At 64.9% G+C, this 18402-nt stretch carries 19 protein-coding genes; 9 read left to right on the top strand and 10 right to left on the bottom strand.

Going from position 1 to position 18402, the window contains the following annotated elements; all coding sequences use genetic code 11:
* Positions 1-16: 16 nt before the first annotated feature.
* The 3 genes from flgG to flgH are packed head-to-tail and all read left to right on the top strand — an operon-like array spanning position 17 to position 2709.
* On the top strand, positions 17-805 hold the full coding sequence (gene flgG / locus XI05_RS10900) for a flagellar basal-body rod protein FlgG (RefSeq protein ID WP_172782874.1): 789 nt from the start codon (positions 17-19) through the stop codon (positions 803-805).
* A 10-nt stretch (positions 806-815) separates the two neighbouring features.
* Positions 816-1940 carry a flagellar basal body P-ring formation chaperone FlgA gene (gene flgA / locus XI05_RS10905; RefSeq protein WP_271501337.1) on the top strand — a complete coding sequence of 375 codons (1125 nt, stop codon included), beginning with the start codon at positions 816-818 and terminating at the stop codon, positions 1938-1940.
* A gap of 4 nt (positions 1941-1944) precedes the next feature.
* Positions 1945-2709: a flagellar basal body L-ring protein FlgH gene (flgH, locus tag XI05_RS10910; protein WP_271501338.1), complete on the top strand. Its 765-nt coding sequence runs from the start codon at positions 1945-1947 to the stop codon at positions 2707-2709.
* A gap of 192 nt (positions 2710-2901) precedes the next feature.
* On the opposite strand, the gene XI05_RS10915 is transcribed toward flgH, so the two are convergent.
* The 3 genes from XI05_RS10915 to XI05_RS10925 all read right to left on the bottom strand — a co-directional run bounded on the left by XI05_RS10915 (position 2902) and on the right by XI05_RS10925 (position 5430).
* On the bottom strand, positions 2902-3462 hold the full coding sequence (locus XI05_RS10915) for a hypothetical protein (RefSeq protein ID WP_271501339.1): 561 nt from the start codon (positions 3460-3462) through the stop codon (positions 2902-2904).
* Between the two features lie 78 nt (positions 3463-3540).
* The gene (locus XI05_RS10920; RefSeq protein ID WP_271501341.1) at positions 3541-4320 is read right to left on the bottom strand and encodes a 2-keto-4-pentenoate hydratase; all 780 of its coding nucleotides are present in this window, start codon (positions 4318-4320) and stop codon (positions 3541-3543) included.
* Between the two features lie 81 nt (positions 4321-4401).
* Positions 4402-5430, bottom strand: a complete 1029-nt coding sequence (locus XI05_RS10925) for an SDR family oxidoreductase (protein WP_271501344.1) — start codon at positions 5428-5430, stop codon at positions 4402-4404.
* A gap of 93 nt (positions 5431-5523) precedes the next feature.
* Between XI05_RS10925 and XI05_RS10930 the strand changes: the two genes are divergently transcribed.
* Complete coding sequence (locus XI05_RS10930; protein WP_271501349.1) at positions 5524-5754, top strand: winged helix-turn-helix transcriptional regulator; 231 nt, start codon at positions 5524-5526, stop codon at positions 5752-5754.
* Positions 5755-6037: 283 nt separating this feature from the next.
* Here XI05_RS10930 and dksA read toward each other — a convergent pair whose 3' ends face one another.
* Together dksA and XI05_RS10940 are read right to left on the bottom strand one after the other, a co-directional pair.
* Positions 6038-6403 (bottom strand): RNA polymerase-binding protein DksA, encoded by a 366-nt coding sequence (gene dksA / locus XI05_RS10935; protein WP_271501350.1) that lies wholly within the window; start codon positions 6401-6403, stop codon positions 6038-6040.
* A gap of 217 nt (positions 6404-6620) precedes the next feature.
* On the bottom strand, positions 6621-7232 hold the full coding sequence (locus XI05_RS10940; protein WP_271501353.1) for an NAD(P)-dependent oxidoreductase: 612 nt from the start codon (positions 7230-7232) through the stop codon (positions 6621-6623).
* A 162-nt stretch (positions 7233-7394) separates the two neighbouring features.
* On the opposite strand from XI05_RS10940, the gene XI05_RS10945 reads away from it, so the two are divergent.
* Positions 7395-7766, top strand: a complete 372-nt coding sequence (locus XI05_RS10945; RefSeq protein WP_025037390.1) for a winged helix-turn-helix transcriptional regulator — start codon at positions 7395-7397, stop codon at positions 7764-7766.
* A 164-nt stretch (positions 7767-7930) separates the two neighbouring features.
* On the opposite strand, the gene XI05_RS10950 is transcribed toward XI05_RS10945, so the two are convergent.
* Positions 7931-8344, bottom strand: coding sequence for a flagellar assembly protein FliX (locus tag XI05_RS10950; protein WP_271501357.1), 414 nt, complete (start codon positions 8342-8344; stop codon positions 7931-7933).
* A 284-nt stretch (positions 8345-8628) separates the two neighbouring features.
* Between XI05_RS10950 and XI05_RS10955 the strand changes: the two genes are divergently transcribed.
* The 4 genes from XI05_RS10955 (at position 8629) to XI05_RS10970 (ending at position 11149) form a co-directional block, all read left to right on the top strand.
* Positions 8629-9753, top strand: coding sequence for a flagellar basal body P-ring protein FlgI (locus XI05_RS10955; RefSeq protein ID WP_036027924.1), 1125 nt, complete (start codon positions 8629-8631; stop codon positions 9751-9753).
* Positions 9753-10121 carry a flagellar assembly peptidoglycan hydrolase FlgJ gene (gene flgJ, locus XI05_RS10960; protein WP_172782865.1) on the top strand — a complete coding sequence of 123 codons (369 nt, stop codon included), beginning with the start codon at positions 9753-9755 and terminating at the stop codon, positions 10119-10121. Before XI05_RS10955 ends, flgJ begins: the two co-directional genes overlap by 1 nt.
* Positions 10122-10132: 11 nt before the next feature.
* Positions 10133-10630, top strand: coding sequence for a hypothetical protein (locus XI05_RS10965; protein WP_271501360.1), 498 nt, complete (start codon positions 10133-10135; stop codon positions 10628-10630).
* A gap of 159 nt (positions 10631-10789) precedes the next feature.
* The gene (locus XI05_RS10970) at positions 10790-11149 is read left to right on the top strand and encodes a hypothetical protein (protein WP_172782863.1); all 360 of its coding nucleotides are present in this window, start codon (positions 10790-10792) and stop codon (positions 11147-11149) included.
* 159 nt (positions 11150-11308) lie between these two features.
* Here the strand turns inward: XI05_RS10970 and flaF are convergent, their stop codons facing one another.
* The 4 genes from flaF to XI05_RS10990 all read right to left on the bottom strand — a co-directional run.
* The gene (flaF, locus tag XI05_RS10975; RefSeq protein WP_018642830.1) at positions 11309-11677 is read right to left on the bottom strand and encodes a flagellar biosynthesis regulator FlaF; all 369 of its coding nucleotides are present in this window, start codon (positions 11675-11677) and stop codon (positions 11309-11311) included.
* A gap of 294 nt (positions 11678-11971) precedes the next feature.
* On the bottom strand, positions 11972-14263 hold the full coding sequence (locus XI05_RS10980; protein ID WP_271501363.1) for a DUF1522 domain-containing protein: 2292 nt from the start codon (positions 14261-14263) through the stop codon (positions 11972-11974).
* Between the two features lie 220 nt (positions 14264-14483).
* Positions 14484-16763 (bottom strand): DUF1522 domain-containing protein, encoded by a 2280-nt coding sequence (locus tag XI05_RS10985; protein ID WP_271501366.1) that lies wholly within the window; start codon positions 16761-16763, stop codon positions 14484-14486.
* A gap of 329 nt (positions 16764-17092) precedes the next feature.
* A partial coding sequence (locus XI05_RS10990; RefSeq protein WP_271501368.1) for a DUF1522 domain-containing protein occupies positions 17093-18402 on the bottom strand: 1310 nt, incomplete at its 5' end.

Here is an 18402-nt window from a genome sequence, read left to right on the forward strand (position 1 = left end):
TTGAAGGAGAACTGAGATGCAGGCGCTTCACACCGCAGCGACCGGAATGGCGGCACAGGAACTCAACGTTCAGGTGATCTCCAACAACATCGCCAACCTCCGCACCACCGGCTTCAAGAAGCAGACGGCGGCATTCCAGGACCTGATCTACGAGCACGTCCGCCGCGTCGGCGCCCAATCGTCGGACCAAGGCACCATCCTGCCGGTCGGCGTCGACATCGGCGGCGGCGTCAAGACCGTCGGCACCCCGCGCAGCATGACGCAGGGCACGCTGTCGCAGACCGGCAACGACCTCGATCTCGCCGTCTCGGGCGAGGGCTTTTTCAAGATCCTGATGCCCGACGGCACCTTCCAGTACACCCGCGACGGCACCTTCCAGATGGACAATCAGGGCCGCGTCGTCACCGCGCAGGGCAACCCGGTGCAGCCCACCATCACCATCCCGAACAATGCCTCGGGCATCAGCGTGAGCGAGCAGGGTCAGGTCTCGGTGACGCTGCCGGGCTCGTCGACCTCCTCGATCGTCGGCCAGATCGGCATCACCCGCTTCATCAACAAGGCGGGCCTGCAGCCGGTCGGCAACAACCAGTTCACCGAGACGCCCTCGTCCGGCGCGCCGCAGGACGGCACCGCGAACTCCGAGGGCTACGGCAAGATCACGCAAGGCAGCCTCGAGCAGGCCAATGTCGACGTCGTCTCGGAGATGAGCGACCTGATCGCCGCCCAGCGCGCTTACGAGATGAACGCCAAGGTGATCAGCGCCGCCGACCAGATGATGCAATCGACGACGGCGCTGTTCCGCTGAGGTGATGACGATGATCCGCGCCACCCTCGCCACGATCTCAACCCTTCTCGCGCTGGCCTTGCCGGCAGCGGCCGCCGACGATTTCATCGCCGCGCCGACGCTGCGCGCAAGCGTCACGGTGACCTCGGACGTGGTGCGGGTCGGCGATCTCATCGACAACGCCGGATCCGCCGCGCTGATCCCGGTCTACCGCTCGCCCGATCTCGGCACCACCGGCACGCTGACGGTCGGCCAGGTGCTGTCGGTGCTGCGCGCTAAGCAGGTGATCGGCGTCATGACCGGCGACATCAAGGAGGTCCAGGTCACCCGCCTCGCCCGCACCCTCGCGAGCAAGGATATCGAAAATGCGGTCGCCGCGGCGCTCGAGCGCCGCTTCGGCCTCGGAGACGCCGCCAACATCACCATCACGTTCGACCGCAGCGTCGCCGAGATGCGGCTGGACGCCTCCAACAGCGGCGCGCTGCAGCCGGTCGCAACCCGCTTTGACGCCCGCAGCGGCCGTTTCGACATCGTCTTCGAGATCGCCAACGACGGCAATGCCGCGCCGACCAAGCTGCGCTTCGCCGGCACCGCGGTCGAGACGGTGGAGGTGGCCGTGCTGACCCGCGACATCGATCGCGCCGAGCTTCTGAAATCCTCCGACCTGTCGTTGGAGCGCCGGCCGAAGGCCGAGGTCGCCGGCGAGCCCGCCTCGCGCGACCGCAGCATCGGCATGCAGCTGCGCCGAGGAATGCGCGCGGGTACGCCGATCCGCGCCGCCGACCTCGTCAGACCCGACTTCGTGGTGCGCGATCAGGCCGTCACCATCATCTACCAGGTGCCCGGCCTCTATCTCACCACGCGCGGCAAGGCGATCGAGAGCGGCGCCGAGGGCGACACCGTCAGCGTGCTCAATCTGCAGTCCAAGCGCACGCTGACCGGCGTCGTCACCGGCCGCGGCCAGGTGACCGTCCAGGGCGCCAGCCAGTCCGCGCCGATGGCGCCGGCGGTCGAGCAGACCTCGTCGGTCAAGCGCGACAACGTGCCGGCGGCCGCTGCCCTGGCGCAGAGCCTGATCCAGACGCCCACCGCCGAGATCGCCCAAGCCCAGATTCCGCAAGTTCGCCTCTCGCAAGCTCCAGCCAAGTCAGAGTAGATTCATGTCCACGTTCAGTTCGGCCTCCCGCCTTCGTCGCATCGCGATCTCTGCCCTGCTGCTGGCGACTTGCACCTTGGCGAGCGGCTGCTCCTCGATCGACCGCCTGTCGCAGATCGGCGAGCAGCCGAAGCTGTCGGCCATCGACAATCCGACGACGCAGCCCGGCTACAAGCCGGTGCAGATGCCGATGCCCAAGCCCGAGGTCGCCTCCTACAATCCGAACTCGCTGTGGCGCAACGGCAGCCGCGCCTTCTTCAAGGATCAGCGCGCCCGCCAGGTCGGCGATCTCCTGACCGTGACCGTGAACATCACCGACAAGGCCAACATCGAGAACGACACCTCGCGCAGCCGCACCAACAAGGAAGATTCGGGGATTACCAACTTCATCGGCGCCAGCACCATCACCCAGGCCAACAAGATCCTGCCGGGCCGGGTCCTGACCGCCGACTCGACCTCGTCGAGCGAGGGCAAGGGCAGCGTCGACCGCAAGGAAGCCCTGCAGACCAACGTCGCCGCGGTGGTCACCCAGGTGCTGCCGAACGGCAACCTGGTGGTCGAAGGCAAGCAGGAGATCCGCGTCAATTTCGAAATTCGCGAGCTGATTGTCGCCGGCATCGTCCGCCCCGAGGACATCCAGAGCGACAACACCATCGACTCCACCAAGATCGCCCAGGCCCGCATCGCCTATGGCGGCCGCGGCCAGATCACCGACGTGCAGCAGCCGCGCTACGGCCAGCAGGTCATGGACGTGCTCCTGCCCTTCTAACCTTCTCCCGAGCTCCCACATCGTGCTCGCGAAACCTAGGCGCGAACGACGATGTACAACGCGGCCCTCGCTAGCTCCCCTGGCGAGGGCCGCATGTATTTCGGCCATCGACAGACAGCATCGCCGACCTAAACACAGCTATTGCGAGTGTCTCTTCCTGGAAGCCAAAAAGGTCAACATGCACTCGTATTATCACCAGAATTTCCAGAACGGCCGCCGGGCCGAAGCGGTCGCGGCGAGCACCGTATAGGTTTCCTCGGTCTCCCATACGTAGTTTTGATCGTATCGGAAGCCGGTGATGTGCTCGGTGAGTTTCACCGGAATGTCGAAAAAATCCTGGTCCAAGGCGCTCAATTCTTCCTGGTCGCGACGCAGCTTGTCGAAGAGCGGCGGCAGATCCCCGCTGGATTTGAGGTTAGTGGTGTCGACGTCGCCGCTGTGCTGAAGCGACCAGCATTGTCGTCCATCACGCCAGACCTGCGCGTGCGAGAACATCACGTGTTCTTCGACGGAGAGGACGACGATCTCCGCGCTCGCGGATAGCTTCACCAGAATGGCCGGTGAAAACCGCCGTTCGTCGCAGGTGTTCGACCAGATCAGAGCATATCCAGAGGGTAGCGTCGCAGTTACAAAAGCCCCACGCTCAACCAAAGGGGTCGAGCGGCGCTCTTCCGTGGTTGCAAGCTCGACAGAGTCGAGGACTTCGGCGATCTCCCGTCCCCGAACGAAGAGCAGGCAGATTGATACGCCCATGCGTATGCTCCTCTCGGTGGAACACCCACTCTCTGTCTGTCCCGAAGCCCGCAACGACGAATTGGTGATCCGGCCCCCTCACGTAAACTCCGCCTCCACGACGCCGAGCCCGTCCAGTTCCATCCGCACCTTGTCGCCGGCCTTCAGCCACAGCGTCTTCACCAGACTGCCGGTGAGCACGAGCTGCCCGGCGTGCAGCCCCTTGCCTTCGGCGGCGAGATGGTTGGCGAGCCAGGCGAGCGCGTTGTGGGGATGGCCGAGCACGTCGGCGCCGGTGCCGTGGCTGACCTCCTCGCCGTTGACGATGGCGCGGCCCTTGACCGCCTTCAGGTCCGGCACCGACGAGCGCGGGACCGAGGGACCCAGCACGCAGCCGGCGGCGAAGAAATCGTCGGCGATCAAGGTCGGCGCGCCCATCGTCTCCCATTTCACGTAGCGGTCGTCGACGATCTCGATCGCGGGATGGTAGGATTCGACCGCCTCGCCGACCCATTCGGCCGTGAACGGCGCTTCGCCGGCGGCAAGGTCCCGCTTCAGCCGCACCGCGATCTCGCATTCGACGCCGACGCGGACATAATTCGAGGCGGCGAGCTTGGCGCCGCTGTCATGGACGCCCTTCTGGAACACGCCGCCGCCGCAAGGGTGCGGGATGCCGATATAGTCCTGCATCACCTGGCTGGTGCAGCCGATCTTGTAGCCGACGAGCGGGCCGACATGCGGCAACAGCAGATCGTGCAGGGTGCGCTGGACCTGATAGCCCTCGGCTTCGTCCGCAGGAGGACGCTCCAGCGCGGCAAGCGGGGCATGGTTGCGGCGCGCCAGCGCGATCGCCTTTGCGGCTTCGAGAGTCTTGTTCATCGGCGCCGCCTCCCACGCTAAGCAGTCCAAGGCGGCACTTCAGCATCCCAGCTCCGGCCTGACAAGCGCAGGTGGCGTCCCTCAGCTCTTGACGAGGCCGAGCCGGATCAGGCTCTCGGCGGTCGCAAGGATCGCCTCCTCGTTGGAGCGCGCCTGCCAGCCGAGCAGCGTCCGGGCCTTGGCGCTGGTGGAATGCCTGACCTTTCCGAGCATCGGCACGACCGCACGCAGCAGCGGAATCCGGCTCGCGGCCAGCCGCACCAGCCAGTCCGGAGCCTGGAGCCGCGGAACCCGGCGCGCCCGCGGCCCGAGTTCCCGCCGCAGCACGCGGGCGATGTCGAGGATCGACATCGTCTCGCCGGAGACCGCGATGAAGCGCTCGCCTTTCGCCTCCGGCGCAGTCATCGCCCGCAGGTGCAGCTCGGCGACGTCACGGACGTCGACCACGCCGAAATAGACGCGCGGCACGGCCGGCATGGCACCGTCGAGCAGCGACCTGACGATCTCGATCGAGCCGGAAAAGTCCGGCCCCAGCACGGGCCCGAAAATGCCGGCGGGGTTGATCACCGACAGCTCCAGCCCATCCCCCTCGCGCGCGACGAAATCCCAGGCCGCGCGCTCGGCCAGCGTCTTGGACTTGACGTAGGGTTGGCCGTCGACACCGGCGAGATTGGTCCATTCGGTCTCGTCGAACGGCTTGTCACGCGGCGGATGGCCGTAACCGATCGCGCCCAGCGACGAGGTGATGACGACCCTCCTGACGCCGGCCGCGCGCGCGGCCCGAAGCACCCGGAGCGTTCCATCGCGGGCCGGGATGATCATCTCGTTCTCGTCCGTTGGGACCGCTCTCAACAGTGGGGACGCCACGTGGAGAACGTAATCGCAGCCCGCGACCGCCGCCTGCCAACCGTCGTCCCGGGTCAGATCGGCGTTGAAGAAGGCCACGCTCTCGGGCGCTGCCGCCCCGCCCTCGCACAGCATGGCGAGCACATCGGCCTGACGCTCCGGCCGGCGCACGGTCGTCCGCACGGCGTGGCCGGCGGCCAGAAGCTGCAGGACAACATGGATGCCGACGAAGCCCGACCCGCCGGTGACCAGAACAGTGCTCATGACCAGCTTCCCCTCGTGGCACGGGCCGGCAAATTGGTTCGGTGGCCCTGCTCAAGCACGCATCTGGTCACTATGTCCTGGTGGACAAGTAGAATGGATGTCGAGACCGGTATGGAAAACCTGACCAGCGTTTGCGACGGCGACTCCACGCAGCCGCGCGAGCTCGAGCAGGACGGCCTCGTGTCGCGCACTGCCTTCGCGGAGAAGCCGATGAGGGTCGAGTACGAGCTGACCGAGGCAGCCTACGGCCTGTTGCCGGCGTTTAAGGAAATATTGAGCTGGTCCAGGCTTTATACACGTCTTGAGACGTCGCAACAGGCCTGATTGCAGCGATGCTTGATGCAGCTGGATCAGCGTCTCAACTTCAGAGTCGATCTCGTTGATGCGACTCGCAAAACCTCCCGCACCTGAAGTGAAGGCTGTTTCTCATCCGAACTCACGTGAGCTCGGAGCAATCCAGTCTAGCCCGTTGATCGCGATTCACTTTTCGCGATCGCACCGTCGCCATGGTCGGCGCGACGGCGAGCCGCGGGCAATATGCCGAGCACGGCGCGAAACGGCGCCCTGCGTCCAAAAACAAAGAGCCGCATCTCTGCGGCTCGGACCTTTATTCGTCGCGATAAACCTTCTCGCGTTTCTCGTGGCGCTCCTGCGCTTCCACCGAGAGCGTCGCGATGGGCCGGGCCTCGAGCCGCTTCAACGAGATCGGCTCGCCGGTTTCCTCGCAATAGCCGTAGGTGTTGTCCTCGATCCGCTGGAGCGCGGCGTCGATCTTGGCGATCAATTTGCGCTGGCGGTCGCGGGCGCGGAGCTCGATGGCACGGTCGGTTTCGGACGAGGCCCGATCGGCGAGATCGGGGTGGTTGACGTTCTCCTCCTGCAGGGCCTGCAGGGTGAGCTTGGACTCTTTGAGGATCTCATCCTTCCAGGCGAGGAGCTTCATACGGAAGTACTCCTTCTGCCGGTCGTTCATGAAAGGCTCTTTGTCGGTCGGTCGGTAGTTTTTCAACTTTTCCAAGGGAGGCCTATCTTCTTAAGTAACGACTCGTGGACGGACCGAGGTCCGTTGAGCCGGGCCTTATATAGCGGCCTCCCGTGACAGACAATATTTCCCTCGCGGCCCGGTCCTCGCCCCCAAGCCCTTGCACAGGAAGGTTTATCCTTAAGGGCTCGGAGGCGACCGGCGGGCCTTAATAGCCGACCGTGAAGCGCTGCTTCAGGTGGGCTGGCCGTTCGATCTCGTCGGCAAGCGCAATGGCATAGTCGGCAAAGGTGATCCAGCTCTTGCCGTTCGCATCTGCGAGAAGCTGATCGGTCCCGAGCCGGAACTTAGCCGTCCGTTCCCCCTCCACGAACAGCGCCGAGGGCGAGATGAAGGTCCAGTTCAGGTCCTTTTCCTGCCGCAGCAGGTCGAGGAAGGCCGATCCTGCCTCCGCTTCAGCCTTGTATTGGGCTGGAAAATTGGGAGTCGTGACCAGCTTCACGCCCGGGGCAACCTCGAGGCTGCCGGCGCCGCCCACCACGAGGTAACGCCCGACCTTGGAGTCCTTCGCCGCACCGATCAGCTTGAGCGGATCACTGGCCAGGAAGTGCACGGAACTCACGGCGACGTCGTGACCGGCCCACAGCTTGGCAAGGCCTGCCTGGTCGAGCACATCTCCCTTGGTCGGCGTGACGTTCGGCAGGGCTGCGATCTTCTCGGGGTTCCGGGCGATGGCCGTGATGGCGTGGCCGCGGCGGGACAGTTCCTTGGTGATCTCCGAACCCGCGCGGCCCGAGGCGCCAGCGACTGCGATTTTCATGGAAGGCTCCTTTGCTTCTGTGGTAACTAGCGGAGACTAGATATCGCAAAGAATGCTGGTGTTAAGAGAGCACTTTGTGCTTACCTGATTACGCGGAGGTAACTGATCGCATAGAACCGACATGCGGACCCAAGCAACGGTATGGATTTCCGAGGACCGACGATGAAGCCCGACGTCTACGCAGCGAACTGCCCCACCCGCCAAATCCTCGACCGCGTCGGCGACAAATGGGCGGTGCTGATCCTCTTGCTCCTGCGCGAGGAGCCGATGCGTTTCAATCAGTTGCGCCGCACGATTGAAGGCATCTCGCAGAAGATGCTGAGCCAGGTTCTCAAGTCGCTCGAACGCGACGGCCTGATCAGGCGCCGTGCCATAGCGACCGTGCCGGTGACGGTGGAATATTCGATCACCCAGCTCGGCCTGACGCTGGCGGCGGCGGTGGACCCCTTACGCGATTGGGCCGAGCAGAATCTGAAAGACGTGCTCGCCGCCCAGCGCCGCTACGATGCGCAGTTGAAGGAAGAGGCGGCGTAAGCGCGCGGGAAGCGGAGCGCGGTTTCCCCCAAACTTTGCTGTCATGCCCCGGCTTGACCTGGTCAAGCCGGGGCATCCAGTACGCCGCGGCCTATCGGTTCAATCACAACTTTCTCTGGAATACTGGGTCGCCCGGTCAAGCCGGGCGACGACACCCTGGGCGACTATCCCTGCCCGGCCTTCGCCAGCTCGACCTCGACGCGCAGCTCGATCTCGGAGAGCACGGCATCAAGACCGGCATCGCCGGAGGACGATTTCAGGTTCGCCGCGGCATCGCGCAGCCGCATCACGGTCGAGGCGTCGAGATTGCCCGACAGCAGCCCCATCTTGAGATCGTCGAGCACGTCGAGCGCAGTCCTGCCGCGGGCGACCGAGCGTTTGCGACGCTCGACCGGATCCTCCTCGACACCCTGCAACGCCAGCAGCGCATCGATGTTGGCAGCGGCCTTCGGTGCGGCAGCGTTCCGCGTCCCCTGCGCCGATGAGGTGTCGGGCAGCACGAAGGTGCCGGAGCCCGTCCGCTTGGCCTGGCTGGCCGGCGCTCCAAGCGTGGTGCCGTTCGGTCCGTAGATGCGCATCGGAAAGAATCCGGGTGATCGATGCCTCACCTTCGCCGTCTTATGGTTAACGGTGCGTAAACGGCCCGGCAAAATCTGCCGACAGGCGGCAGTTTCGCTCCTCAGGGCGAACGAGTGCTGACACCGGTCGAAACAGATTTATTCAACCTATTCAGCCACCTACGCTCGCTATCAGGCGTTGGCACAGCGCTCGCAAGGAAAGCGCCGGACCAGCTCGTCATGAGAGTGTCGTGCAAGTCCTTTCCGATTTGAGGGGCCTTTTTTGAGGGCCTTGGGGAGCAGAGATGCCAGGCGTTCGTTGGGTGAGGATTGTTGGGTTGGCCTGCGCCGCGCTGTCGGCGCTGGCGCTGTCGGTCACCTCGGCGGCGGCGACCTCGCGCATCAAGGACCTCGCCAATATCGAGGGCGTGCGGCAGAACCAGCTCATCGGCTACGGCCTCGTCGTCGGCCTCAACGGCACCGGCGACACGCTCAACAACATCCCCTTCACCAAGCAGTCGCTGCAGGCAATGCTGGAGCGCATGGGCGTCAACATCCGCGGCGCCACCATCCGCACCGGCAACGTCGCTGCCGTGATGGTCACGGGCAACCTGCCGGCCTTCGCCACCCAGGGCACGCGCATGGACGTCACCGTCTCCGCGCTCGGCGATGCCAAGAATCTCCAGGGCGGCACCCTGCTGGTCACTCCCCTGCTCGGCGCCGACGGCAATGTCTATGCGGTGGCCCAGGGCTCGCTCGCGATCTCCGGTTTCCAGGCCGAGGGCGAGGCCGCCAAGATCGTGCGCGGCGTCCCGACCGTGGGACGCATCGCCAACGGCGCCATCATCGAGCGCGAGATCGAGTTCGCACTCAACCGGCTGCCGAACGTCCGCCTGGCGCTGCGCAACCCCGACTTCACCACCGCCAAGCGGATCGCGGCCGCAATCAACGACTATCTGGGCGTCAAGACCGCCGAGCCGATCGATCCTTCGACGGTGCAGCTGTCGATCCCGCCCGAGTTCAAGGGCAACGTCGTCGCCTTCCTCACCGAGATCGAGCAGCTCCAGGTCGACCCCGATCTCGCCGCCAAGATCGTCATCGACGAACGCAGCGGCATCATCGTGATGGGCCGCGACGTCCGCGTCGCCACCGTCGCGGTGGCGCAAGGCAACCTGACGGTCACGATCTCCGAGAGCCCGCAGGTGAGCCAGCCCAATCCGCTGTCGCGCGGCCGCACCGTGGTCGCGCCCCGCAGCAGTGTCACCGTCACCGAGGACGGCAAGAAGCTGGCGCTCGTCAAGGACGGCGTCTCGCTCCAGCAGCTCGTCGACGGCCTCAACGGCCTCGGCATCGGCCCGCGCGACATGATCAGCATCCTCCAGGCGATCAAGGCCGCGGGCGCCATCGAAGCCGATATCGAGGTGATGTGATGCAGACCAGTGCGATCAACACCCCTCGCCTCGCCACCAATTCGGCCTTCTCGGTCGAGAGCCGCAACGGCCGGCCGGACTTCGAGCTCGCCGCCGCACTCCAAAAGGTCTCGCCGCAGCAACAGGCCAAGGCGCAGAAGACCGCCACCGACTTCGAGGCGATGTTCCTCAACAGCATGTTCGCGCAGATGACCTCGGGCCTGAAGGGCGAAGGTCCGTTCGGCGACACGCCCGGCACCGGCGTGTGGCGCTCGATGCTGACCGAGCAATATTCCAAGAACTTCGCCAAGGCCGGCGGCGTCGGCGTCGCCAGCGATGTCTACCGTACCCTCATCCTGCAGCAGGCGAAAACGATCCGGACGGCATAAGGTCAAACGAGATGAACCATTTCAACGCCTCACGTCAGCCGATGCAGACCCAGCGTCCGAACAGCGCCCCCGTCAGCGGCGAGGCGCGCAAGCTCGCCGAAGAGCTGATGGATGCGATGAACGCCCTGCTCGCGCTGATCGAGCGCGAGACCGAACTCGTCCGCGCCGGCAAGGTCCGCGAGGCGATGTCGTTCGAAGGCAAGAAGCAGGAGCTGTCGCGCAACTACGTCGCCGCCGTCAGCCAGTTGAAGGCCAACCAGCCGCAACTCGCGAAGTCCGCGCCGGAGCTGCTCTCGACGCTGCATCGCCACCACGATGCGTTCCGCGCGATGCTCCAGGTCAATCTCACCGTGCTCGCCACCGCGCACGCGGTGTCCGAGAGCGTCGTGCGCGGCGTCAACGCCGAGATCCAGAAGCGCAACGTGCCGAACACCTATACGGCCGCGGGGCGCCGCGCAGCGCCGGGTCCGCGCCATATCACCCCGCTGGCGGTCAGCCGCTCGCTCTGAGCGGGCACGAGAACAACCGACAATTTTACGAAAAACCGCGCAGCCACGGCGTCGCGCGGTTAGGCACGTTTCCTTACCGGGTCTTCAGTCCTGGTGTTCCATGCTTGCGCGATTAGAGGGGTTGGGATTTGACTCACGTAAGGCAACCAGGAGGCTGCCATGAGTACAGATTTCAGCATCAGGCCGGTGGGGATCCCGGCCCCCATTCAGATCGTGACGACGTCCAACGCGGCGGCGAACGAGGCCGTGCAAACCGATCTTCCGGTGAGCCAGACGGTCGCCGCAGCCGATACCGGCGCGCCGGTGCGCAATGATGTGCCGAACCACGAGAACATCTCGCGCCAGGTCGTGTTCGACCAGGCGGCCGCGTCCTTCGTCTTTCAGGTCGTCAATGACAGGACCGACACGGTGGTGAACCAGTTCCCGGACGAGGCGATGCTGCGCCGGCGTGCCTATTTCCATGCATTGGACATGAAGTCCGAGCCCTCGCGTCCGCTCAGCACCGACGTCAGCGCCTGACGATCACGAGATCGATGCCGTAGTTTCTGCTCTGTGTCTGGCCGTCGCCGGTCAGCGCGGAGTTCGCATGCCGAGGCAAGACCACCAGCCGTGATCAGATCCTGGCGACATTGAGAGTTTTCGCCGATGTGCTCGTGATGGCCACCATCACGAATCCGGTCACGGCCGTCCGGACAGGCCTGCCGCGATATTGCGGTTGATCTCGATCAGCGGACGGAAATGATCGAACTGCGGGCTCATCTGCAGCGCGGCGGTCTGGCTCAGCACGAACACGCTGATGTTGGCGATCTTCTGCCGGACGTCGATCGGCTGCGGATTGCTGTCACGCATCGCCTCGCTCAGGAAGATGGTCCAGAGCTTGCGGTTGAACATCAGGGCCTGCATGGTCTGCTCGCTGAGCGGATCGGCGTTGTTCACCGCGTCCTGGAGCTTGTTGGCGGCCTTGAGCAGAGTCTGCGCCTCGATGTCGCGAGGAGATGCGGTGGTGGTTGCAACACGCGCATAAGCCGAGGCAGCGGAATTCGACATCAATCACACCCTGGAGGTTACCTAGCGCGTTGTACGCGCTTAAGGATTTCTTTCCCAACCCTAGGCAGCACCGCTTAAGATTTGCTTACGTACCGTGCTTGGAAGCCCTCCGCAGAATTACGGGGCGCGGAGTCCTTCGTCAGCGCAACGCTAGATGCACGCATGCACGATGTAAACTTGCTCGTCGTGACGCGCATCGATCTCAGCTAATCTTGTCTTAGCGATCTCCCTCAAAAGAGCGGCGGAGCGTCAGCCCCGCCGCGAAATCTCCAATAGCGAAGTTGCGCTGCGCAATTAGCGGAGCAGCTGCAGCACGCTCTGTTGCGACTGGTTGGCCAGCGACAGCGCGGAGACCGCGATCGACTGGCGCGTCGACAGCGCCTGGCTGTTGGCCGCTTCCTCGTTGGTGTCGGCGAGCGTCAGGTTGGACGAGCCGGTCTGCAGCACGTTGATCAGGTTCTTGGAGAAGTCCTGACGCACCTGCACGATCGACAGGTTCGAACCGAGGCTGGAGCCTTCCGAGCGCAGCGTGCTCGAGGCGGCGTTCAGGCTCGCCAGCACCCTGTTGGTGGCGCCGTTGTCGATGAAGTCGACGCCGTTGACGAGATTGCTGAGGCCGAGGCCGGCCGCGTTGAACACCACGCCGTTGATGCTGAGCGTCGAGCTGCCGGTCTCGTTGAAGACGAGCTTGAGCGTGTCGCCGTTGAGCAGGTTGACGCCGTTGAAGGAGGAGTCCTGCGACGTCGTGTCGATCTGGGCCAGGATGTTGTTGAACTGGTTGACCAGGTTGGAGCGCGCGGTCTGCGCGACGGGATCCTGCACCGGCGGCTGCGCCGTGGTGAAGGACAGGACACCGGTGATGGTGCCGCCGACGACGCCGCCCGCGGTGCTCGAACCGAGCGTCGAGGAGGCGTATTCATTGACGGTGGTCACCGTGAGCACGCCGTTGGCGTCGATCGTCGCGGTCAGGTGGTTGGCCTGAAGCTGGGCATTGAGCTGATCCAGCGTCTTGACCGTGCCGTTGGTGCCGTCGCCGAAGGTGACGTTGACGGGCGTGCCGCCGTTGAAGGAGGTGAAGGTCAGGGTCTTGCCGCTGATGCCGCCGACGCCGGAGGTGCGGGCCGCGGTGAACGCGGTCGCCGTTCCCGTGTTGCCGCTGAGACCGAACGCGCTGAGAGCGTTGCCGGTGCCGGTGATGGAGAGATCGGCATTGACGCCGGTGGAGAGCGCAAGCTGACCGCTGCTGTTGACCGAGGACGGGATCTGGCCTGCCGTGGTCGACAGCGTCGCAGCGCCGCTGAGAATGCTGGCGGTCTTGACACCGGTGGCGAGGTCGATCGCGTTGAGCAGGTCGGTCAGCGTCGCGCTCTGAATATAGACCGTCGAGTTGCCGTTGCCGTCGGTCACGATGTTGCCGCTGACGCCGCCCGACGTGACGCTCGCCGCCGATTGCGGGGTCTGGGCGTTCTTGAAGGTGATGGTGTGTCCGTCGATGTTCAGCGTCGAGCCGTCCTGGACCAGGGTGCCGAGCGAACCCGCGGTGGTCGAGCGGTTCGCGGTCACGTTGGCGTTGCCCGCGCCGGTCGCCGACGTCAGGCCGAGCGCCTTGAGGAAGTCTGCCTTTCCGGTCACGCTGAGATCGGCGCCGGTCGAGCTCTTCAGCGTCACTGCGCCGCCGCCCGATATGGACGATGCGACCTGAAGCGTGCCCACAGGGCCGGCCGAGCCGCTGACCGCGAATGTGGCCGCGCCCGCGGTGATGGTCGCGGTCTTGACGCCGCTGGCGAGATCGATCGCCGTGAGGACGTCGTTGACGGTCGCCCTGGGCGCAGCCGCCGTTCCCTCATACACGATCGAATTGCCGTTGCCGTCGGTGGCGATGTGCCCGCTGGCATCGAGGCCCCAGCCGGTCGGCTGCGTGGTCGGAGGGACGCCGGTGCGGAAGGTGATGGTCTTGCCGTTCACCGTGATGGTGTCGCCATCGGCGGGCGGCGTGCCGAAGGTGGTCGATGCCGTGGTGCCGAGCAACGTCGCGGTGCCGGACAGCGCGGTGGTGCCGTCGGCGGCGAGCGCGGCCGTGCCGGTAAAGGTGCCGGCCGTCGAGCCCAGCGAGGCACCGAGCGCGGCGGTTCCCGTGACCGGGGTCACGCCGCCGGCCGCGCCGGTATAGAGCACGTTGCTCTTGGCGGTCGCGCTCGCATAGGAGGTCGTGCCGCGCAGGTCGGCGGGCGTCGCGCCGGGAATCGTGGTGGAGACGTTCGACTTGGTGGAATAGCCGACCGTGGTCTGCAGCGCCTGGTTGGCGATCGATTTGGCGCTGTCGATCAGCTTCTGCAGCGAGGTGATGCCGGTGTTGGCCGCCTGCAGCACCTGGACACCGTTGTTGATGCCGTCGAGCAGGTTGCTGATGTCACTCGCCCGGTTGTCCAGCCCCTGCGCCGTGAAGAAGTTGGTGGGATTGTCGAGCGCCGTGTTGACCTTCTTGCCGGTCGACAGCCGCTCCTGCGTCGTGGCCAGCAAGTCGGCCGTCGACTGCAGCGACAACAGGTTCTGGCGAACGGACGCCGAGAGAACGATGTTGGACATTGGCGAGTCTTCCTCTTGAACCGGATACGAATCGGCCGCGCGGACTGGAAAGCCGGCCTTTTGTCCAGTTTTAGGAGGTGTCCTTTAAAGTATGGTTAACGCCGGTTTAAGGGATAGGGTTAATGGCGGGTGAACGCCCCTGCCCGCCCCCGGACGCAAAAAAGAGCGGCGAGGCAAGAAGCCCCGCCGCCCGATTTTATTCAGTATTTTCAGCTACTTGTTAACGGAGTAGCTGGAGCACGCTCTGCTGCGACGTGTTGGCCAGCGACAGCGCGGAGACCGCGATCGACTGGCGGGTCGACAGCGCCTGGCTGTTGGCCGCCTCGACGTTGGTGTCGGCCAAGGTCAGGTTGGACGAACCGGTCTGCAGCACGTTGATCAGGTTCTTGTTGAAGTCCTGCCGGATCTGCACCACCGAGAGGTTCGAGCCGAGGCTCGAGGCCTGCGAGCGCAGCGTGCTCGAGGCGGCGTTCAGGTTGGTCAGCACCCGGTTTGCTGCGGCGTTGTCGATGAAGTCGACGCCGACCGTCAGCGAGGCTAGGCCGAGACCCTTGGAGTTGTAGGTCACGCCCGTGATGTTCAGGCTCGACTTGGCGGTCTCGTCGAACACCAGCTTGAGCTGGTCGCCGTTCAAGAGGTTGACGCCGTTGAACGAGGAGTCCTGCGCGGTGGTATCGATCTGGTTGAGGATGTTGTTGAACTGAGACACCAGATTGGCACGCGCCGTCTGGGCAACGCCATCCTGGACGGGGGTGGAAGCCGTCGAGAAGGTCAAGGCCGAGGTGAGCGTGCCGCCGATCGCACCGCCGGCAGCCGTCGAGCCCAGCGTCGAGGACGCATAGTCGTTGGATGCCGTGATGGTCAGCAGGCCGTTGGCGTCGATCGTTGCCGACAGGTTGTTGGCCTGCAGCTTGGTGTTGAGCTGATCGAGCGTCTTGACCGTGCCGTTGGTGCCGTCGCCGAAGGTGACGTTGACCGCCGTGCCGCCGTTGAAGGAGGTGAAGGTCAGGGTCTTGCCGGCGATGCCGCCGATGCCGGAGGTGCGCGCCGCCGTGAAGGCGGTGGCGCTACCGGTGTTGCCGGCGAGACCGAACACGTTCAACGCGTTGCCGGTGCCGGTGATCGAGAGGTCGGCGTTGATGCCGGTCGAGATCTTGAGCTGGCCGGACGTGTTGATCGTCGAGTTCGACTGGCCGGTGGCGGTCGCGAGCGTCGCGGTGCCGTTGGCATTGACCGTCGCGGTCTGCACGCCGGTAGCGAGGTCGATCGCCTTCAAGACGTCATTGACCGTGCCGCCCTGCAGATAGACCGTCGAGTTGCCGTTGCCGTCGGTGAGGACGTTGCCGCTGGCACCATAACCGGTCGGAACGCTCGGAGCACCGGTCGAGCCCGGGATCGGCGCGTTCTTGAAGGAGATGACGTGGCCGTTGACGTTCAGCGTCGAGCCGTCGGTGATCGTCGCACCCAGCGAGGTTGAGCTCGTGGTCCGGTTGACGCTCACGGTGGCGTTGCCGCCGCCCACCGAGGTGGTCAGGCCGAGCGCCTTGAGCAGGTCGGCCCTGCCGGTGACGCTCAGATCCGCACCCGTCGAGCTCTTCAGCGTGACGGCGCCCGCACCAACGCTCGAAGCGGTCTGGTTGACGCTGGTCGCGATCGTCGCAGCACCGGAGCTGATGGACACCGTCTTGACGCCGCTGGCGAGATCGACCGCGGTCAAGAGATCGCTGACCGTCGCAGCCGGGGTGCCGGCGGTGCCGAGATAGACCGTGGTGTTGCCGTTGCCGTCGGTGACGAGGTTGCCGCTGACGCCCGAGCCGGCCGCAACCGCACTCGAGGCCGGAGCAGCGCCGCTGCGGAAGGTGATGGTCTTGCCGTTAACGGTCAGCGTGTCGCCGTCGGCGGGCTGGGCGTTGCTGGCGAGGCCCGTTGCAGTCGTGCCGTTGGTGGCGATCAGGGTGATGGCGCCGGTCAAGGCCGTGGTGCCGTCGCCGGCCGTTCCCGCCGTACCCGTGAACGAGCCGATGGTGGCACCGAGCGTCGTGGTGCCGGTCGCCGCGGTGGTGCCGCCGGCGGTGCCGTTGTAGAGCACGTTGCTGCTCGCCGTCGCGCTGGCGAAGCTCGTCGTGCCGCGCAGGTCGGCCGCCGTCGCACCGGCGATGGTGGTGGAGACGTTGGACTTGGTGGAGTAGCCGACGGTGGTCTGCAGCGCCTGGTTCGCGATCGACTTCGCGGAGTCGATCAGCTTCTGCAGCGAGGTCAGGCCGGTGTTGGCGGCCTGCAGCACCTGCACGCCGTTGGCGATGCTGTCGAGCAGGTTGTTGATGTCGCTGGCGCGGTTGTCGAGCGACTGGGCGGTGAAGAAGTTGGTGGGATTGTCCAGGGCCGAGTTGACACTCTTGCCGGTCGACAGACGGTTCTGTGTAGTGGCGAGAAGATCGGCGGTGGACTGGAGAGAGAGCAGGTTCTGGCGAACCGACGCAGAGAGAACAATACCGGACATGACTCTTACCCTTCTGGCTTACGCGTCTTCGTTCGATCGCTTCCGGATCGAGTGACGGGGCCAGCGTGCCGTGACATGGCTAACAAAGGGTGAAATGCATGAAGCCCGCATAAGCGCCGGTTCACCATAAGCGAGTCGAACGTGCGGGCACGGCTCGCAATCCATCTGAAATCATTGGCAATTCCTGACGGTTACGCTCCATTAACCATAACCGCTGGTTACTTTTTCGAGAGGCGCCTGCCCTCTCGAAGTCTCCGAGCAGTGACCAAAAAGAAAGCGGCGGGGCCGAAGCCCCGCCGCCGGATCTTGCTTGCGATGTCGCCCGCGCGTTAGCGGAGCAGCTGCAGCACGCTCTGCTGCGACTGGTTGGCCAGCGACAGCGCGGAGACCGCGATCGACTGGCGGGTCGACAGCGCCTGGCTGTTGGCCGCCTCGACGTTGGTGTCGGCCAAGGTCAGGTTGGACGAGCCGGTCTGCAGGACGTTGATCAGGTTCTTGTTGAAGTCCTGACGAACCTGCACGATCGTCAGGTTGGAGCCCAGAGCCGATGCTTCCGAACGCAGCGTGCTCGACGCCGAGTTCAGGTTGGTCAGCACCTTGTTGGTGGCAGCGTTGTCGATGAAGTCGACACCGCTGGTCAGCGCAGCAAGGCCCAGACCCTTGGAGTTGTAGGTCACGCCGGTGATGCTCAAGCTCGACTTTGCAGTCTCGTCGAACACCAGCTTGAGCTGGTCGCCGTTGAGCAGGTTGACACCGTTGAACGAGGAATCCTGGGCGGTCGAGTCAATCTGCTGGAGGATGTTGTTGTACTGATTGACCAGGTTGGCACGCGCGGTCTGGGCAACCGTATCCTGGACGGGGGTGGAAGCCGTCGAGAACGTGAGCGAGGTCGTCAGCGTGCCGCCGATCGCACCACCCGCGGCGCTCGAACCGATGGTCGAGGACGCGTAGTCGTTGGTGGTGGAGACCGTCAGCAGGCCGTTGGCGTCGATCGTCGCCGTCAGGTTGTTGGCCTGCAGCTTGGTGTTGAGCTGATCGAGCGTCTTGACCGTGCCGTTGGTGCCATCGCCGAAGGTGACGTTGACCGCCGTGCCGCCGTTGAAGGAGGTGAAGGTCAAGGTCTTGCCGGTGATGCCGCCGACGCCGGAGGTGCGGGCCGCGGTGAAGGCGGTCGCCGTCCCGGTGTTGCCGGCAAGGCCAAGCGCATTCAACGCGTTGCCGGTGCCGGTGACCGACAGGTCGGCGTTGACGCCGGTCGAGATCTTGAGCAGGCCGGAGGCGTTGATCGACGAGTTGGTCTGGCCGGAGGCCGTCGCCAGCGTCGCGGTGCCGTTGGCGTTGACCGTTGCGGTCTGCACGCCGGTGGCAAGATCGATCGCCTTCAAGACGTCGTTGAGCGTGCCGCCCTGCAGATAGACCGTCGAGTTGCCAGCGCCGTCGGTAAGGACGTTGCCGCTGGTACCATATCCGGTCGGAACGCTCGGAGCACCGGTCGAGCCCGGGATCGGCGCGTTCTTGAACGAGATGACATGACCATTGACGTTCAGCGACGAACCGTCCGTGATCGTTGCACCCAGCGAGGTCGCGCTCGTGGTGCGGTTGACGCTGACGGTGGCATTGCCGCCGCCCACCGAGGTGC

The organism is Bradyrhizobium sp. CCBAU 11357, assembly GCF_028128865.1.
In the GTDB taxonomy this organism is placed as follows: Bacteria; Pseudomonadota; Alphaproteobacteria; order Rhizobiales; family Xanthobacteraceae; genus Bradyrhizobium.

Bases quoted from the DNA above. Each gene is read 5' to 3' on its own strand.
- flgG (WP_172782874.1), top strand. From the start codon at position 17: ATGCAGGCGCTTCACACCGCAGCGACCGGAATGGCGGCACAGGAACTC.
- flgA (WP_271501337.1), top strand. From the start codon at position 816: ATGATCCGCGCCACCCTCGCCACGATCTCAACCCTTCTCGCGCTGGCC.
- flgH (WP_271501338.1), top strand. From the start codon at position 1,945: ATGTCCACGTTCAGTTCGGCCTCCCGCCTTCGTCGCATCGCGATCTCT.
- XI05_RS10915 (WP_271501339.1), bottom strand. From the start codon at position 3,462: ATGGGCGTATCAATCTGCCTGCTCTTCGTTCGGGGACGGGAGATCGCC.
- XI05_RS10920 (WP_271501341.1), bottom strand. From the start codon at position 4,320: ATGAACAAGACTCTCGAAGCCGCAAAGGCGATCGCGCTGGCGCGCCGC.
- XI05_RS10925 (WP_271501344.1), bottom strand. From the start codon at position 5,430: ATGAGCACTGTTCTGGTCACCGGCGGGTCGGGCTTCGTCGGCATCCAT.
- XI05_RS10930 (WP_271501349.1), top strand. From the start codon at position 5,524: ATGGATGTCGAGACCGGTATGGAAAACCTGACCAGCGTTTGCGACGGC.
- dksA (WP_271501350.1), bottom strand. From the start codon at position 6,403: ATGAACGACCGGCAGAAGGAGTACTTCCGTATGAAGCTCCTCGCCTGG.
- XI05_RS10940 (WP_271501353.1), bottom strand. From the start codon at position 7,232: ATGAAAATCGCAGTCGCTGGCGCCTCGGGCCGCGCGGGTTCGGAGATC.
- XI05_RS10945 (WP_025037390.1), top strand. From the start codon at position 7,395: ATGAAGCCCGACGTCTACGCAGCGAACTGCCCCACCCGCCAAATCCTC.
- XI05_RS10950 (WP_271501357.1), bottom strand. From the start codon at position 8,344: ATGCGCATCTACGGACCGAACGGCACCACGCTTGGAGCGCCGGCCAGC.
- XI05_RS10955 (WP_036027924.1), top strand. From the start codon at position 8,629: ATGCCAGGCGTTCGTTGGGTGAGGATTGTTGGGTTGGCCTGCGCCGCG.
- flgJ (WP_172782865.1), top strand. From the start codon at position 9,753: ATGCAGACCAGTGCGATCAACACCCCTCGCCTCGCCACCAATTCGGCC.
- XI05_RS10965 (WP_271501360.1), top strand. From the start codon at position 10,133: ATGAACCATTTCAACGCCTCACGTCAGCCGATGCAGACCCAGCGTCCG.
- XI05_RS10970 (WP_172782863.1), top strand. From the start codon at position 10,790: ATGAGTACAGATTTCAGCATCAGGCCGGTGGGGATCCCGGCCCCCATT.
- flaF (WP_018642830.1), bottom strand. From the start codon at position 11,677: ATGTCGAATTCCGCTGCCTCGGCTTATGCGCGTGTTGCAACCACCACC.
- XI05_RS10980 (WP_271501363.1), bottom strand. From the start codon at position 14,263: ATGTCCAACATCGTTCTCTCGGCGTCCGTTCGCCAGAACCTGTTGTCG.
- XI05_RS10985 (WP_271501366.1), bottom strand. From the start codon at position 16,763: ATGTCCGGTATTGTTCTCTCTGCGTCGGTTCGCCAGAACCTGCTCTCT.